The sequence below is a fragment of the Billgrantia aerodenitrificans genome, from assembly GCF_021404405.1.
GTDB lineage: Bacteria > Pseudomonadota > Gammaproteobacteria > Pseudomonadales > Halomonadaceae > Halomonas > Halomonas aerodenitrificans.
The window spans coordinates 161190-178103 of sequence record NZ_JABFTV010000002.1; the positions used below are offsets into that span (position 1 = coordinate 161190).

A 16914-nucleotide genomic window follows, 5' to 3' on the forward strand; every position below is an offset into this window, starting at 1 on the left:
TCACGCCTATCCCCCTCGACCGGTATCGTCGTGCAGTGAGACGGCCTCGCGTACGGTCTGGTGCACGATGAGGCGCAGTTCGTCATCGTCCCAGGGCTTGGTCAGGAACTTGTACACGGCGCCCTCGTTGATGGCTTCGGTGACCGTTTTCAGGTCGGTATAGCCGGAGAGCAGGATCTGCAGCGTTCGCGGGTAGAGTGCCTTGATGCGCTTGAGAAACTCCGTGCCGTTCATCTCGGGCATGCGCTGGTCGCTGATGACCAGGGCAACCTCCTCGGTGGCCAGCAGCTCGAAGGCCTGCTGGGCGCTGCTAGCGGTCAGGATGCGGTAGCCCTCGCGGCGCAGTGTGCGGGTCAGGGCGCGCAGGACGTTGATCTCATCGTCGACCAGCAGGATCGTCGGGGTCGAGGCGTCGGGCTGGGCAAGGTCGGTCTCGTGAGCCCTCGCGTTATGTTCTCTCATGAACGCGACCAGATCGTCGAAGGGCATGGGGCGAGCGAAGTAGAAGCCTTGGAAGAGATCGCACCAGAGCCTGCTGAGATAGGCATGGTGAGCCTGCGTCTCGACCCCCTCGGCGATGACCTTGAGCTGCAGGCGGTTGGCCATGGCGATGATGCCCTGGACGATGGCGGCATCGCGATGGTCGCTGATCACATCCTTGATGAAGGAGCGGTCGATCTTGATCTTGTCGATGGGCAGATGCTTGAGATAGCTCAGGCTGGAAAAGCCGGTACCGAAGTCGTCGATGACCACGCCGATACCATGCTGGCGCAGGGCGGACAGGGTCTCGATGGCCTTGTCGGTGCTGTCCATCAGGATGTTCTCGGTGAGCTCCAGCTCCAGCAGGGCGGCCGGCAGGCCGGTCTCTTCCAGCATGGCCAGCACGGCCTCGACGAACCCGCTGCGATGGAACTGCGTCGGCGAAAGGTTGACCGCCATCGGGAGCTGCCCCAACCCCATGTCCATGAGGCGGCGATTGTCCTGGCAGGCGGTGCGCACGACCCAGTCGTTGATGGCGACGATCTGGCCGGTTTCCTCGGCCAGGCCGATGAATTCTCCCGGCGGGATGAAACCACGCTCGGGATGGTGCCAGCGAATCAGCGCCTCGTAGCCGACCACGCGGCTGCTGGCACCGTGGAACTGCGGCTGATAGTGCAGCTCGAACTGACCCTCGTCGATGGCGCGCTGCAGGGCGCTGCGCAAGGCAACGCGATGGCTGACTCTGTCATCGAGCTCGCGCGAGAACCAGTAGTAGGTGTTGCGGCCGCGGCGCTTGGCCTGGTACATCGCCAGATCGGCCTGCTGAATGAGCTGGTCGGGTGCACCGCTGCCATCGTGCAGGGCGATGCCGATGCTGGCGGTGAGATGCAGCTCGCGCTGGTCGATGAGATAGGGGCGGGCGACGGCTGTGAGCAGGCGTTCGACGATGGCGATGATGTCGTCCGGTTCGGGCAGCATCACGATGAAGGCATCGCCGCCAATGCGCGCCACGGTATCGCTGCGGCGCACCTGCTGCACCAGTCTGGCGGCAACTTCGATCAGGATGCGATCGCCCTGCTCGTGACCCAGGCTGTCGTTGATCGACTGAAAATCGTCCAGGTCGAGGTAGAGCAGGGCGATACGCTGCGGCTGCCCCGGCGAGGGCGTGCAGCTCTGGCGCAGGCGCCGCTCCAGATAGTGGCGATTGGCCAGGCCGGTGAGAACGTCGTGGTCGGCATGATAGGCCAGCCGCGATTCGTACTCCCGCTCCGCCGAGATGTCGTTGAGGATGCCGATGTAGTGGCTGATCTGCTGCGTATCGTCCCTCACCGGAGAAATGTGTAGATCGTTCCAGAAGGGCGAGCCATCCTTACGATAGTTGCACAGGGTCATGTGGAAATCGCGCTGTGCGTCGAGCTCGCGACGAATGCGCTGACCCAGGGCAGGGTCGGGCTGGTCGCCCTGCAGAAAGCGGCAGTTACGCCCCATGACCTCGTCGCGGCTGTAGCCGGTGATGCGTTCGAACGCGGCATTGACGTAGACGATGGGCAGGTCGGGCGCGCGGGCATCGGCAATGACCACGCCGTTGACGCTGGATTCGATGCCTCGCTCGAGGATGCGCAGCTTTACATCGGCTTTCTTGCGCTGGCCGATGTCCTGGAAATAGATCGCCAGCCCCTCTTCGTTGGGGTGGACGTTCACCTCCACCCACAGATCGAGCTTGGCATAATAGGCCTCGAAGCTGGCCGGTACCGACTCGTCGAAGGCGCGACGATACTCCGTTTCGAAGCGGGTGCCCTTGACATCGGGAAAGGCGTCCCACAGCAGCTGGCCGACCAACGCTTCCCGAGGGCTTCCGATGATGCGCTCAGCCGCCGGATTGACGTTGGTGATGCACCACTCCTTGTCCACCTTGATGAAGCCATCGGTGATGCTTTCCAGTAGGCGATTCAGGCGCGCCTCGAGGCGCTTGCACTGCTCCTGGCAGCTTGCAAGCTGAAGCTCGAGAGCGTTACTCATCGTCCTTGTCCTCGCGATACACCAGGATCGTGTAGCGCTGATTCTCGGCTTCTTCGAGCAACATCAGCTTCTCGATCAGGTGGGCCGTGAGCTCCTTGCCCTCATGCAGCAGCAGCATGCCGCTGGTGGAACGAATGTCCTGAGCGAGTACCATCCTGGGCTGAAGCTGGCGGGTTTCCAGTGCCGTCACTGGGCGGCCATGGCTTTCGAGGTCGGGCGCCTTGTCCTGGCACAGGGCAATGAAAGCCCGGCACAGGCTGGGGTCGTAGAGGCGCCCGCTGAACTTGCGCAGCAGTTCCAGCGCACGTGGGCGAGTCACCTGCTGCGGCAGGATCATGCCGCGCTGCAGCTCGATGAAGTCGACGGCGAGCCCCAGCAGGCGGGAGCCATAGGGAATGGCTTCGCCCTGCAGTCGGTCGGGAAAGCCATTGCCGTTCCAGTGCTCTCGGTGATGGCGAATCAGCCGTGCTGTCCCTTCCATGTGCTCCAGGGACATCAGCAGGTTTTCCCCGGTGGTCGGGTAACGGCGATAGAGTTCGCGCTGCTCGCCCGTGAGCTGCTCGGCGGGGGAAGCGATCATGCGGTCGCTCCAGGCCAGCTTGCCCAAGTTGTAGAGGGCGGCGGCCAGTTCCAGTTCATGCTGCAGCTTTTCGTCCAGGCCGTGCTCTGTGGCGAAGGCTTGTACCAGGGCGCCTACCTTGGCATTGGTTTGATAGCGCGGCGGGAAACGCTGACTGAGCAGTGACGAGAAGACCTTGGTGGCCGTCACGTAGCTCTTGCGCAGCTCCTGGAAGGCCACTTCCAGCATGTCGGAGGTCTGCTTGAGCTCCTGGGTACGCGCTTCGACGCGCTGCTCCAGCGTCGCGTTGAGCGCGGCGAGCTCCTGGTTTTGAGTTCGCGTGAGTGCTTCCAGCCGCTTTCTCTCACTCTCGGCGTGCTGATGCTGAAGGGCCTGACGCAGGGTCAGGCGTAGCCCATCGTCGTCCCAGGGCTTGGCCAGATAGCCATAGATGTGACCGTCGTTGATGGCACGCACGGTAGCGGCCAGATCGCTCTGACCGGTGAGCAACAGGCGCTGACAGTTCGGCCATTGCTGGCGAACCCGTGTACACAGCTCGGCGCCGTCCATGTCGGGCATCAGGAAGTCGCAGAGCAGTAGATCGATCGGTTCGCGTTCGAGTATCGCCAGGGCGGAAGGGCCATTTTCTGCGGTGTGCAATACATACCCTTCATGACGCAGCACTCGGGAGAGCGAGGCGAGCACATTGGGTTCATCGTCGACCAGTAGCAGCCTGGCGGGTACGGGTTCCTGTGCCACGTCTTCCATGCAGCTTCCTCCCATCCTGGTGAGAACTGTGCCGAAACGGCTTTATTAACACTTATCGGCAGATGAAGAGGAAGCTTTAGGAAATTCAGCCCGGGAGGTGCTCGAGAATGGTATCGACGCTGCTCTTGTCGATCACGCCACGTTCGGTATCGATGCCTACGTAGCTGACGACACCATCCTCGGCGATCAGCGCGAAGCGCAGGCTGCGGATGCCCATGCCGGCGCCGCTGGCGTCTTTCTCCATGCCCAGGGCACGGGTCAGCTCGGCATTGCCGTCGGCCAGCATCAGAATCGCCTGGGCGTTCTGATCCTTCTGCCAGGCGCGCATCACGAAGGCGTCGTTGACCGACATGCAGGCCAGCGTATCCACTTTTTCCAGCACCTTGTCGGCCTTGATCACGAAGCCTGGCATGTGGGTATTCGAACAGCCCGGCGTGAAGGCCCCGGGTACGCCGAACAGCACCACGCGCTTGCCGCTGAAGATGTCGCCGGTGGAGATATCCTCGGGGCCGTCGGGGCCGATGGTCTTGATCGTTACGTCGGGGATCTTGTCGCCTACCGAAATGGGCATGGGCAGCTCCTTGTCTGGGGATGGGGTCTTGGCATCGCCTGGATACTGTAGAGCAATTCCTGGATCAGGGTCGTTGCCGAATGTAGCGAGTTTCAACTGCCCTGATAGGCATCGAAGACTTCCTGGCCGGTCATGTTGTGGGTCTCGTTGGCAAAACGGTAGTACTCGGGTTTCTGGTCGATGAAGATCTGGGTGTCGAAGGTCCAGGCTTCGCCGCCATCCACCAGGCCTACCGGAACGGCATAGTGATCGCCGGTCTTCAGCCGGTAGAAGAGGTGGGTGCCGCAGCGCTTGCAGAAACCTCGCTCCGCCCAGTCCGACGATGGATAGACGGTGACGTTCTCCTCGCCTTCGATCTCGATGTCGCTGACCGACTCCAACGCCAGCAGCGGCCCGCCGCCCCAGGTGCGGCACATGCTGCAGTGGCAGGCGCCGACATTCTGCTTATGGGCGGCCACCGCCACGTTGACGGCACCGCACAGGCAGCTGCCGCGCGCGTTCATTCCATCCATCATCCATTTTCTCCTGCGTTACACGACGGAAAGGGTTACCGACTCCAGCAGTGTAGCCATACCGGCGCCAGGCCACTCGTCTCCTTTTCAAACTGTATGGATGGATATCCAACGCTGCCTGACCAGAGGCGAGGGAGCGATGTTTGCTACGGTGTGTAGAGTCAAATGACGTCAGGGAGACGGCACATTGCAGCGACGCAAGAAGCTCAAATGGATAGGAGCCACTGCACTGACGGTTGCGTTACTCTTCGCGATCGGTGCGGTCATGATGTCCAACCTCACCCCCAAGCCCAAACGTTTGGTCGAGCCGATAGTGATCGATCATGGCCTCGACGACCCACGCTTCATGCGGTCGTTGGGACAGATCCTTCCGCATCCCCTCGTTGGCGGCAACGGTATCGACCATATCGAGGGTGGCGAGGCGATTTATGCGGCCAAGCTCGACGCCATCGCTGCGGCGCAACATTCCATTAACTTCGAGGTTTTCGAATTCTTTGGTGACGAGGCGGCGGCGGCCTTCGCCGACGCGCTGGCCGAGGCGGCCGAGCGGGGCGTGGCCGTACGCGCATTGCTCGACTACGTAGGTACCATGCCCGCCGAGGAGGAACATCTCGAACGCATGGAGGAGGCCGGGGTGGAGGTGATTCGCTGGCGCGAGCCGGCCTGGTACCAACTGCCGCAGTTCAATCACCGCACCCATCGCAAGCTGCTCATCGTCGATGGTGAAATCGGCTTTACCGGGGGCGCCAACGTCACCGACAGCTGGCTGCCGGAAGACGACGCGCCGGGTTACCGCGACCACCACTTCCGCATTACCGGACCGGTAGTGGGCAACATGCAGGCGGCCTTCGTCGAGGTCTGGCTCGAGGCGAGCGGGGAGCTGCTGCACGGCGAAGACTACTTCCCCGAGCTAGAACCTCAGGGAGAGCTGCTCATGCAGATGGTCAGCAGCAAGCCTCGCGAGGGCATGCATCGGATTCGCATGATGTTCAAGTACGCCATCGCTGCCGCCCAGGAGCGCATCACGATCTCCTCGGCCTATTTCTACCCCGACCCAAGCTTCCTCGATGCGCTGACCGAAGCCGCCGAGCGAGGCGTCGAGGTGCGTATTCTGGTGCCCGGCGACAGCATCGATTACGGCTTCGTCCGGCATGCCTCGGTGAACCGCTGGCGCCCCATGCTCGAAGCAGGAGTGGAGATCTACGAGTATCAGCCTGCCATGTACCACGCCAAGCTGATCAGCATCGACGACCGCTGGGCCAGCATCGGCTCCACCAACATCGACAACCGTTCGTTTCGCATCAACAAGGAGGGCAACGTCAACGTCTACGACGAGGACTTCGCCCGCTACGTTCGTGGCCTGGTAGAGGACGATCTCGACGACGCCATTCTCTATACCGTCGAGCGCTGGGAAGAGCGCCCCTGGCACAAGCGCCTGGCGGGCTGGGTGAGCATGATCGCCGGCGCGCATTATTGAGCCGGCGGCGCATGGGGGGAGCTAGCCGAGCGATTCCTGCGCACGTTCCTGAATCAGGATGCGCAGCGCGGCGGCGGCGGCCGAGAGCGGGTGGCGGTGGCGGATGACGATACCCAGCGGCCTTTCCACGTCCGGCGCCGTCAACGGCCGGTACTCGATGCCCTGAGTGGATATCTGACGAAAGCTGAGCCGCGGCAGCACGCTGATGCCGAGCCCGGCGGCGACCATGCGCCCCACGGTGGCGATCTGACTGGCATCGCAGAGGATCTCGAGCGGCTCGCCCACCTCGGCCATGATGCGGTCGATCTCCTGGCGCGAGCTGGAGAGACGGTTGATGCCGATAAACGGGTGACCGGCCAGCTGCCGCCAGGCCAGGCTCTCGTGTGCCAGCAGTGGGTGGCCGCTGGGGCACACCGCCACGTAGCGGTCCATCAGCACCGGCTCGAAGGCCAGCTCCTCGGTGTCGTGGGGCGCCACGGAAAGGCCCAGGTCGGCGCGCCCCTCACGCACCATCTGACTGACCTGCTCGGCCAGCACGTCGTGCAGGCTCAGGTTGATGCGCGGGTAGCGGGCATGGAAGGCGGCGATGATGCCCGGCAGCAGGCCCGCCGCCAGGGTGGGCAGGGCAGCCACGGTGACCTTGCCGCGCTGCTTGGAGAAGCGCTCTTCGAGATCCTCGAAGGCCTCGGACCAGTCGTTGAGCAGACGCACCGCCACCGGCAGGAAGGCCTCGCCCTCCGGGGTCAGGGTCAGCTGGCGCGTGGTGCGCGAGAACAGCGCGCCGCCCACTGCCTCTTCCAGTTTGCGCAGGGCGATGGAGATCGCCGGCTGGGAGAGATGGATGCGTTCGCTGGCTTCGGCCAGGCTGCTCGACTGGGCCACGGCGACGAAGGCGCGCAGCTGCTTGATGCTGGGTTTCATTTAGAAAGTAAAACACAATTTAAAAACAATTCAATATACAAAATAGTTGGCCCAATCCAAGCTGCTTCATGGGGAAACCCACGTGCAACACGACAAGAACAAGCCCGCAAGCCGGGCCCAAGGAGCCACTCATGAAGCCAACGCTGAAGACCCTGCTGGCCGCCGCCGCCAGCGCCACCTTCCTTACCGCGGGCATGGCGCAAGCCAACGAGCGCCTGCTGATCGGTTCGACCTCCAGCTCGTCGAGCCACTACGGCTACTTCGTCGCCGTCAACCAGATCATCAACAGCCAGGTCGAGGGCGTGAGCGCCTCGGTGGCGGAAACCGGTGCCACCGTCGACAACCTGCGCCGCCTGAGTCGCAATCAGATCGACATGGGCCTGGTCACCACCAACACCGGCTACCACGCCTACGCCGGCCAGGAGGACTTCGACGGCCGCCCGGTCGACAGCCGCCTGCTGTGGGTCTATACCGTCGCTCCGCAGAACGTGGTGATGCGTCAGGATGCCGGCGTCTCGACCCTCGAGGACCTCGATGGTGTGCGCTTCAACCCGGGCATCACCGGTTCGGCCACCGAGAAGACTACCGAGGCGGTAATGCGTACCCTCGGCATCTCGCCCAACTACGTACGCGGTTCCACCACCGACATCGTCGATGCGATGAAGGATGGCCGGGTGATGGGCTCGGCCAAGTCCGGCGTCGGCAACCGTCTCGACGGTTCGAGCATGGACATCGCCACCTTCACCCCGATCAGCGTGATCTCGCTCACCGACGAGCAGGCCGCCACGCTGCGTGAGGAGATGCCCGACGTGGCCATCATCGACGTGCCCGAAGGTGCCGGTGAGGGTATTCCGGCCTACACCACCTGGGCCTTCGGCGTGGCCGTACACGCCCATCCGGATCTCGACGAGGAGACCGCCTACCAGATCGTCAAGGCGGTGATGGAAAACCCCGAGCCCCAGGCCAACGCCTTCTCCGCGGTGCGCGACGCCGATCTGGCGCAGATGACACTGGAAGTGGGCACCGTGCCGCTGCACGCCGGGGCGGCCCGCTACTTCGAGGAGCAGGGCCTGGAGATTCCCGACGCGCTGCGGCCCGTCGAGTAACGGCCAGGGGAGACGATTGCCATGCGCGAGAACCTGACCAAGCTGCTGGCCCTCTTGCTGGGCGGGCTGATCCTCTACACCTCGGCGACCGGCCCCTTCGAGAGCATGGTTCAGCGGGGCATCTTTCTTGCGCTGGTGATCCTGCTGGGGCTGACGCTCTATCCGCTGGGCGCGGGCAAGCGCTGGCGCCCGCTGGGGCTGGCCTGCGACCTGGGGCTGGCAGCCGGCGTGGTGCTGGCCTGCGGCTACGTGGTGATGAACTACGAACGCATTCTCGTCGAGCTGCCCTGGGCCACGCCGCGGGACATGCTATTCACCGCCGTGCTGGTGGTGGCGGTGCTGGAGCTGTCGCGGCGTGCCATCGGCGTTATCTTTCCGCTGCTGGTGTTGGCGGGGCTGGCCTACGCCTGGCTCGGCGCGGCGATTCCCGGACCGCTGGGGCATCGCGGCTTCGATCTCTACTACATCACCGAGACGCTCTATCTCGGCGATCTCGGTGTGTGGGGCATGCTGGTGGGCGTGGCCGCCACTACCATCGCCGCCTTCGTGCTGTTCGGCTGCCTGCTGTTGCACACCGGCGGCGGCCAGACCTTCATGGACCTGGCGCTGCGTATCAGCGGGCGCTCGCCGGGAGGTGCGGCCAAGGTGGCCACCGTGGCCTCGGGGCTATTCGGCATGGTCAGCGGCAGTGCGGTAGCCAACGTAGCCACCACCGGCAACTTCACCATTCCGATGATGAAGCGCCTCAAGTACCCGGCGCCCTTCGCTTCGGGGGTGGAGGCGGTGGCCTCCACCGGTGGTCAGATCGCGCCACCGATCCTCGGTGCGGCGGCCTTCATCATGGCCGAGATCCTCGGCGAGAGTTACCTGCGCATCGCCCTGGCGGCGCTGCTGCCGGCCATCCTGTTCTATCTCGGTGTGTTCCTGACCATTCATCTGGTGGCGCGGCGGCGCAACCTGCAGGTGGTGCCCGACGAGGAGCTACCCACCTGGCCCGAGGTGCTACGGCCGGAGCGGATCATCCCGATCCTGGCGGCGTTGGGCGGGCTCTTCTACGGCGTGCTTTCCGGGCGCTCGATCCAGATGTCGGCCTTCTACGGCATTCTGATGACGATACTGACCTTCGTGCCCTTTGCCCTGCTGGCGCGTACGCCGCTGCGCGAGATCGCCGGCAAGCTGCTCTCGGGGCTGATCGATGCCGGCAAGGGCATGGTGATCATCGGCGTGCTGCTGGCCGGCGCGCAGATGCTGGTGGCGATGATCGGCATGACCGGCATCGGCGTGACCCTGGCCAGCCTGATCGTCAACGTGGGCGGGCAGTCGCTGTTCCTGGTGGCCTTCATCGTCGGCGGGGTGTGTCTGATCCTGGGCATGGGCATTCCCACCACGGCGGCCTACGTGCTGGTGGCCTCGGTGCTCGCGCCAGCGCTCACCAGCATCGGCGTCGAACCGCTGATCGCCCACCTGTTCGTGTTCTACTTCGCCACCCTGTCGGTTATCACGCCGCCGGTGTGCGTGGCGGTATTCGTCGCGGCGGGCATCGCTGGGACCAACTGGCTGCCGGCGGCGGTAGAGGCGGTGCGCCTGGCGGCGGCGATCTACGTGATCCCGTTCCTGCTGCTGATCTATCCCGCCCTGGCCGGCTTCGGCAGCGCCATCGACATTCTGCTGGCCAGCTCCCAGGGCGTGGTGTTCGTGCTCGCCTTCGCCACGCTGATGTCGCGGGTCGCCGTCACCGGCAGCCGGCTGCTCGACGTGGCGGGCTTGGGGCTGGTGGTGGGTCTGGCGCTCATTCCCGGCTGGCTGACCACCACTGGCGCCTTGCTGCTGCTGGTGGCGCTCTACGCCCGGCGGCGTCAGCGTCTGGCAGCGGCTCCGGTCGCTGCTAAGGCCCCAGGTGCACATGGCATGACGGCCAAGGAGACCCACTCATGACCTTTCTGTTGGGCAGTGGCGCCGGCTTTTCCGGCGACCGTACCGATGCCGCCATTCCCGTGGTGAGAGAGCTGATCCGCCGCGGCCAGCCCGCCGCGCTGATCTTCGAGACCCTGGGCGAACGTACCCTCGCCGCGGCTCACCGCGCCCTGCGCGACGACCCGACGGCGGGCTACGAGCCATTGCTGGAAGAGCTGCTCACTCCGGTGCTCGACGACTGCCTGCAGCACGGCATCGCCATTCTCGGCAACTTCGGTGCGGCCAACCCGGACGGCGCCTGCGGCGTGGTAGCCGAACTGGCCGCCCGCAGCGAGCGGGGCGGGGCGAGAATCGGCCGGGTGCACGGCGACGATATCCGCGCACGGCTGGGCGAAGTCGATCTCGAGCGCTGGGAGGCGGAGAGCCGCGAGCTGCCCGGCGAAGAGGCGCTGATCTCGGCCAACGTCTATCTCGGTGCGGCACCGCTGGTCGAGGCGCTGGAGCTTGGCGCCGAGGTAGTGGTCAGCGGTCGGGTGGCCGATCCGGCGCTGTTCCTGGCGCCGCTGGTGCACCACTTCGGCTGGGCCTGGAACGACTGGGACCGCCTGGCTGCGGGCATGATGGCCGGCCATCTGGGCGAGTGCGGCGCGCAGGTCACGGGGGGCTATTTCGCCGACCCCGGCTGCAAGGAGGTGCCGGGCCTGGCCCAGGTCGGCTATCCGATCATCGAGATGGAGGAAGACGGCAGCCTGGTGGTGACCAAGCCCGCCGGCACGGGCGGCACCGTCACCGAACGCACGGTCAAGGAACAGCTGCTCTACGAGGTGCACGACCCGGCCAACTACCTGACCCCCGACGTGGTGGTGGATCTTTCCGCCGTGCGGGTAGAGCAGATCGGCCCCGACCGGGTGGCGGTGCGCGGAATTCGCGGCAAGCCGGCACCGCAGCGGCTCAAGACCACCGTCTGCTACGAGGGCGGCTGGCAGGGCGAGGCGGAGATCTCCTACGCCGGCCCCAACGCGCTGGCCCGGGCTCAGCTGGCCGCCGAGGTGCTGCGCGAAAGGCTGACCTTCCGCGCGCCGCCGGAGCTGCGCACGCGGCTGGACATCGTCGGCCATGCCAGTGTGTTCGACAGCGATGCCGGTGATCTGCAGCGCAGCGTGCCGGCAGCCGCTGGCGGTGACTATCGACTGCGGCTGGCCGCCGAGCATGCCGAGCGGCGCTGGGTGGAGCGCGCGACTCAGGAACTGCTGGCACTGTACTGTGCTGGCCCGGCCGGCGGTGGCGGGGTGCGCCGGCAGTTTCAGCGGCGTGTATGCACCGCCTCCTATCTGGTGCAACGCAGCGACGTGGAAGCCTTTGCCACCTTGTTCGATACCACTCTTTTCGAGACGAAGATGGCCAACGAGAGGAGGGTCGCCCATGGCGCACGCTGACGTGAACAAGGCCGCAAGCCCCCGGGCGGGACATGCGGTCGCCCTGCACCGCCTGGCCCATGCCCGCGCTGGCGACAAGGGCGACCGGCTCAACCTGGCGCTGTTTGCCTATGAGTCAAGTCACTACGACACCCTAGTGGAACAGGTCACCGAAGAGCGGGTGCTGGCGCTGTTCGCCCATCGCGGTGCCAGCCGGGTGCGCCGCTACCTGATGCCGGGCCTGGCCGGCATGAACCTGGTGATCGACGACGTGCTGCAGGGCGGGGTCAACGGCGCCCTCAACCTGGACGGACACGGCAAGACACTCTCCTATCTGCTGCTGGGCATGAGCGTGACGCTCGCGGACGATCTTTAAGGTCGGCTCCAACGCCAACGGGCCACCCAAGGGTGGCCCGTTGGCGTTGGGGCAGGGCGAGGCTCACGCCTTGGCTCTGGCCCTCTCCTTGGCTTTCTCCTTCTCGTCTTTCTGCTTCTCGCCTTTCTCCTTCTCGCCGACGGCACCGCGCCGCTGGGCCAGGCTCTCCACCTTGCGCTGCTTCTCGTAGAGAAAGCGCAGCACCTCCTGGCGGTAGTGGTTGTAGCGCGGATCGTCGGCCAGGGCGATACGGTCGCGGGGGCGTGGCAGCTCGATGTCGAGAATCTCGCCGATGCGCGCCGAAGGGCCGTTGGTCAGCATCACGATACGATCCGAGAGCAGCACCGCCTCGTCGACGTCGTGGGTGATCATGATCACGGTGTTGCCCAGCTCGTCCTGGATGCGCATCACTTCCTCCTGCAGGTGGGCGCGGGTCAGGGCGTCGAGCGCACCGAAGGGCTCGTCGAGCAGCAGCACCTTGGGCTCCATGGCCAGCGCCCGGGCGATGCCCACGCGCTGCTTCATGCCGCCGGAGATCTCCGCCGGGCGCTTGTCCAGCGCATGCCCCATGCCGACCATCTCCAGGTTCTTGATGATCCACTCGTGGCGCTCGGCCTTGTTCTTGGTGCGTGCACAGGTCTTGTTCACCGCCAGGGCCACGTTCTCGTAGACGGTGAGCCAGGGCAGCAGCGAGTGGTTCTGGAACACCACGCTGCGGTCGGGCCCCGGTGAGTTGACCTCCTTGCCGTCGAGGATCACCGCGCCGGAAGTGGATTCGGTGAGCCCGGCGACGATGTTGAGCAGGGTCGACTTGCCGCAGCCGGAGTGTCCGATGATGGAGATGTACTCGCCGCGGTCCACGGTCAGATCGATGCCCTTGAGCACTTGGCTCTCCACACCCTTGGCATGGAAGGTCATGTCGACGTTTTCGATACTCAGATAGCGGTTGCTCATGTTCTTGCTCCTCAGCCTTGGGCGGTGCCGCGGGTCACCCAACTGCCGATGAAGGCGACCATGCGATCGAGGACGAAGCCGACGATGCCGACGTAGACCAGCGCCAGGATGATGTCGCTGATCATCGAGGCGTTCCAGGCGTCCCAGATGAAGAAGCCGATGCCCACGCCGCCGATCAGCATCTCGGCGGCGACGATGGCCAGCCATGACAGGCCGACGCCGATGCGCAGTCCCGAGAAGATGTAGGGCGCGGCGGCGGGCAGCATGATGCGGGTGAAATACTCCATGCCGTTGAGGCGCAGCACCCGGGCCACGTTGCGGTAGTCCTCGGGGATGTTACGAATGCCCACCGAGGTGTTGATGATGATCGGCCAGATCGCGGTGATGAAGATCACGAAGATCGCCGAGGGGGTGCTGTCCTGGAAGCCGGCCAGCGAGATCGGCAGCCAGGCCAGCGGCGGCACGGTGCGCAGCACCTGGAACACCGGGTCGAGGCCGCGCATGGCCCAGGTCGACTGCCCCACCAGCACGCCAAGGGCGATGCCCGCCACCACGGCCAGGGAGTAGCCGTAGGCCACCCGCTCGAGGCTGGCCAGTATCTGCCAGGCCATGCCCACGTCGTTGCCGCCATGGTTGTAGAACGGATTGACGATCAGCTCCCAGGTATCGCGCAGCACCTGGGAAGGGGGCGGCAGCACGGCACCGGGGGAAGAGCAGAGCAGCTCCCACAGAATGCCGAGCAGGGCGATGATCACCACCGGTGGCAGCACCCGCTGAACCAGCACTTGCTGAATGGCGGCGAAGTCGGGAGCCCAACGGAACGAGACCGCCTTGGCCATTGTGTTGCTGCGTTGCATGCTACTCATGACGATGTCTCCTTCTCGTGCGAGATCAGGCGAGGCGCTTGATCTCGAGGCTGTCGAGATAGGCCTGGGGGTCTTCTGGGTCGAAGGTCTTGCCGTCGAAGAAGGTCTCCACACCGCGGGAGGTGGAATCGGGAATGTCGGCGGAGTCGATACCGAGGGCGGCGGCCGCCTCGCGCCACAGGTCCTCACGGTTGACCTGCTCGATCAGCGCTTGACTGTCGAAGTCCTGAGGCAGGTAGCCCCAGCGCTTGTTCTCGGTGAGGAACCACAGGTCATGGCTCTTGAAGGGATAAGAGGCCTGGTTTTTCCAGTAGCGCATCATCTGCGGATGGTCTTCGATCACCAGGCCGGTGCCGTAGTCGAAGTTGCCCTGGATGCGGTCGATCAGATCGGCATAGGGGGCATGGATCCAGCGGCGGCGCGAGCAGATCTGGGCCATCTCCTCATGGTTGGCAGGGTCTTCGCACCACATCTGCGCTTCCATGATCGCTTTCAGCAGCGCCATGGCAGCGTTGGGGTTGGCTTCGACGTAATCGCTTCTCAGGGCGAAGGCTTTTTCGGGGTGATCGTTCCAGATCTCGCCGGTGGTATTGGCGGTGTAGCCGATGCCTTGATTGATCAACTGGTGGTTCCACGGCTCGCAGACGCAGAAGGTATCCATGCTGCCGACGCGCATGTTGGCCACCATCTGGGGCGGCGGCACGGTGATGGTGGAGATGTCGCGATTGGGGTCGATGCCGCCGGCCGCCATCCAGTAGCGAATCCACATGTCGTGGGTGCCGCCGGGGAAGGTCATGGCGGCATTGACCGCATCGCCCCCGGAACGCTTGGCGGCGATGGCCTCGGCGAACTCGCTGGTGTCGAGCCGTACCTTGAGGTCGGCGTGTTCGTTGCCCACCGAGATGCACTGGCCGTTGAGGTTGAGGCGCGCCAGGACGCTCATCGGCACCGGCCGGTTGTTGGGGGTGATGGCGCCGGCGCTCATCAGATAGGGCATCGGGGTGAGGATATGGGCGCCGTCGATGCCGTTGCGCTGGGAGCCCAGCACCAGGTTGTCGCGGGTGGTGCCCCAGGAGGACTGCTTGAGTACCTCGACGTCGGTCATGCCGTGGGCAGCGAAGAAGCCCTTTTCCACTGCCACGAACAGCGGTGCGGCATCGGTCAGGGCGATGAAGCCGAGCTTGGCCGAAGTGGTTTCAGGCCGTCCGCTGGCCACGGCCCAGCTCAACGGCAGGCTGCTGAGCAGAGCGGTACCGCCCACGACGCCAGCGGTCTGCTGCAGAAAACGGCGGCGGTCGAGTACGGGGTTGCCCTTGTTGGTCTTGTTCATGGGTATGGCTCCCAATAAGAAGTGTCTGGCCAAATGAAGACGGCGCCTGCCCCGATTCGCATGACGATGTCACGGGAACCTGGGCAGACGCCGTTGTCTGGTCCTGGTGCTGCATGGAAGCGCTGAACCGTCGTTGACTCAGCGGACGGTTAGACTTTGCAGCTTGGGTGCCATTGCGCCTTGTTATTGATTTATTTCTTTTAAAAACAATTCGTTGATATTTTGTTTGTGATGCCTGTCAAGGGCCGTGTCCGGCTCGCAGGCGCCGCGAAGGTGCGCTCGGGTTGTGCGATGCACCATTGCCGCCTGTGCCATTTTCAGTGCTCGATTCCGGTTTCCGCCGTTGGCTGAAGGATGTCGGCCAGCCCCAATACGGTCTGGGCGATCTCGGCCATGCTCTTGCTCTGGTCCATGGCCATCTTGCGCAGGAAGGCGTAGGCCTGTTCCTCGCTCATCTTCTGGTGGGACATGATCAGGCCCTTGGCGCGCTCGATCAGCTTGCGCTCACGCAGCGCCCTGCGCGTGTCCTCCAGCTCGTCGCTCAGGGCCTGCAGGCGCCCGGCCTGGGCGCGCATCAGCTCCACCAGCGAGCGATTGAGCGAGGAGCCCACTACCCGGGCGGTCACCTCGCCCAGCTCCTGGCTGGCGCTGCCGTCGAGCAACTCCACCAACTGCTGGCACACGCTCGGCAAGCCATCGTTCAACTGCTGGGTCAGCTCATCCCGGTGGGTCAGGCTGCGCCGCGCATCCAGGGTTCGCGTCAGGCACAGGCTGGTCAGCTCGCCGATCATGAAGGTCTCGACCCGCTGCATGGCATCGATCCGCCAGGTGGTCAGTTCGTACCAGGTCTCGCCCAGGGTGCTGGCACTCTCCGGCAGCGCAACGTCGCCGCAGGCCATCTCCCGCAGCTGCTGAATGCCGGCCAGCGTGCGGCCGGGCATCTCCAGCTGCCACTGTTCGCGCACTGCCTCGCTGGTGAACTCGAGACAGGTGTCAAAGCAGCGCTGCTGGGCGTCGATCAGGTGCAGCAGCAGCTGACGATGCGCGTCATCGAAGGTACCGGAGGTGAAGCCGGCGGCACCGCAGGCACGCTCCTGGCCGGCCAGCTCCTTGCCCTGCATCAGATGAAAGATGGCAACCAGTGCCAGGGTGATGTCGGGGTCGCCGGCGGTATCGGCGGCTTCGAACACCACCGAGAGCAGGGCGCTGATGAGCTGATTGTACGATTGCGTTGCCGCGTCGGGGCCGATGCCGAGTGCGGCGATGTCCCGGCGCAGCGCGTCCAGACCTTCGAGGGCGTGCCAGACGAAGGCGACCCGCTTGAGCAGCCTGGCGGTGGTGGCAGGGCGACCGGCGGTCTCGCCCAGCGCCTCCAGGCGGGAGCGCAGGGCGCGCTCGGTGGCCAGGCACTCCTCGATACGCTCCTGACGATGCTCGGCGAAGCGCTGTCCGCCGGAGGCCAGGTAGACGTTCGACGCGCCGCGTTCCTTTTGCAGCGCGTGGATGAAACGGCTGACGTCGCCGACGATGTCGCAGGCGGCGGTAAGGTGTTCGAGATCGTCGATTTCGCAGCGCTTGGCTGCCAGCAGCAGGCGTTCGGCGGGTGTCATGGCTCACCTCGTTCATACGCAATGGCCGCCGCCCCG

Annotated in this window: 14 protein-coding genes; 5 read left to right on the top strand and 9 right to left on the bottom strand. The window is 64.8% G+C overall.

What is annotated here, in order from left to right; genetic code table 11:
• Nucleotides 1-6 precede the first annotated feature (6 nt).
• The 4 genes from HOP59_RS04070 to HOP59_RS04085 all read right to left on the bottom strand — a co-directional run bounded on the left by HOP59_RS04070 (nt 7) and on the right by HOP59_RS04085 (nt 4912).
• Nucleotides 7-2499 carry an EAL domain-containing protein gene (locus HOP59_RS04070; RefSeq protein ID WP_010629458.1) on the bottom strand — a complete coding sequence of 831 codons (2493 nt, stop codon included), beginning with the start codon at nt 2497-2499 and terminating at the stop codon, nt 7-9.
• Nucleotides 2492-3826 (bottom strand): response regulator c-di-GMP phosphodiesterase, NosR family, encoded by a 1335-nt coding sequence (gene nosR, locus HOP59_RS04075; protein WP_010629457.1) that lies wholly within the window; start codon nt 3824-3826, stop codon nt 2492-2494. Before nosR ends, HOP59_RS04070 begins: the two co-directional genes overlap by 8 nt.
• Before the next feature lie 85 nt (nt 3827-3911).
• Entirely contained in the window at nt 3912-4397 is a 486-nt protein-coding gene (locus tag HOP59_RS04080; protein WP_010629456.1) for a peroxiredoxin, read from the bottom strand.
• Nucleotides 4398-4489: 92 nt separating this feature from the next.
• Nucleotides 4490-4912 (bottom strand): GFA family protein, encoded by a 423-nt coding sequence (locus HOP59_RS04085; RefSeq protein WP_010629455.1) that lies wholly within the window; start codon nt 4910-4912, stop codon nt 4490-4492.
• A 184-nt stretch (nt 4913-5096) separates the two neighbouring features.
• On the opposite strand from HOP59_RS04085, the gene HOP59_RS04090 reads away from it, so the two are divergent.
• On the top strand, nt 5097-6386 hold the full coding sequence (locus HOP59_RS04090) for a phospholipase D-like domain-containing protein (protein WP_234252913.1): 1290 nt from the start codon (nt 5097-5099) through the stop codon (nt 6384-6386).
• Between the two features lie 21 nt (nt 6387-6407).
• On the opposite strand, the gene HOP59_RS04095 is transcribed toward HOP59_RS04090, so the two are convergent.
• Entirely contained in the window at nt 6408-7307 is a 900-nt protein-coding gene (locus tag HOP59_RS04095; RefSeq protein WP_234252914.1) for a LysR family transcriptional regulator, read from the bottom strand.
• Nucleotides 7308-7438: 131 nt separating this feature from the next.
• Between HOP59_RS04095 and HOP59_RS04100 the strand changes: the two genes are divergently transcribed.
• Genes HOP59_RS04100 through HOP59_RS04115 form a run of 4 tightly spaced genes read left to right on the top strand, consistent with a single transcriptional unit; the run spans nt 7439 to nt 12118 of the window.
• Nucleotides 7439-8413: a TAXI family TRAP transporter solute-binding subunit gene (locus HOP59_RS04100; RefSeq protein ID WP_010629452.1), complete on the top strand. Its 975-nt coding sequence runs from the start codon at nt 7439-7441 to the stop codon at nt 8411-8413.
• Between the two features lie 21 nt (nt 8414-8434).
• Nucleotides 8435-10348 carry a TRAP transporter permease gene (locus tag HOP59_RS04105; protein ID WP_234252915.1) on the top strand — a complete coding sequence of 638 codons (1914 nt, stop codon included), beginning with the start codon at nt 8435-8437 and terminating at the stop codon, nt 10346-10348.
• Nucleotides 10345-11763, top strand: a complete 1419-nt coding sequence (locus HOP59_RS04110) for an acyclic terpene utilization AtuA family protein (RefSeq protein ID WP_234252916.1) — start codon at nt 10345-10347, stop codon at nt 11761-11763. The genes HOP59_RS04105 and HOP59_RS04110 overlap by 4 nt, the downstream gene beginning before the upstream one ends.
• Nucleotides 11750-12118 carry an AtuA-related protein gene (locus HOP59_RS04115; protein WP_234252917.1) on the top strand — a complete coding sequence of 123 codons (369 nt, stop codon included), beginning with the start codon at nt 11750-11752 and terminating at the stop codon, nt 12116-12118. The genes HOP59_RS04110 and HOP59_RS04115 overlap by 14 nt, the downstream gene beginning before the upstream one ends.
• Before the next feature lie 63 nt (nt 12119-12181).
• Here HOP59_RS04115 and HOP59_RS04120 read toward each other — a convergent pair whose 3' ends face one another.
• From HOP59_RS04120 to HOP59_RS04135, 4 genes are all read right to left on the bottom strand, one after another.
• Nucleotides 12182-13072 (bottom strand): ABC transporter ATP-binding protein, encoded by an 891-nt coding sequence (locus HOP59_RS04120; protein ID WP_234252918.1) that lies wholly within the window; start codon nt 13070-13072, stop codon nt 12182-12184.
• Between the two features lie 11 nt (nt 13073-13083).
• Nucleotides 13084-13938, bottom strand: coding sequence for a nitrate ABC transporter permease (gene ntrB / locus HOP59_RS04125; protein WP_234252919.1), 855 nt, complete (start codon nt 13936-13938; stop codon nt 13084-13086).
• A 25-nt stretch (nt 13939-13963) separates the two neighbouring features.
• Nucleotides 13964-15268, bottom strand: a complete 1305-nt coding sequence (locus HOP59_RS04130; protein ID WP_234252920.1) for a CmpA/NrtA family ABC transporter substrate-binding protein — start codon at nt 15266-15268, stop codon at nt 13964-13966.
• Between the two features lie 317 nt (nt 15269-15585).
• The gene (locus HOP59_RS04135) at nt 15586-16878 is read right to left on the bottom strand and encodes a nitrate regulatory protein (protein WP_234252921.1); all 1293 of its coding nucleotides are present in this window, start codon (nt 16876-16878) and stop codon (nt 15586-15588) included.
• Between the last annotated feature and the right edge of the window lie 36 nt (nt 16879-16914).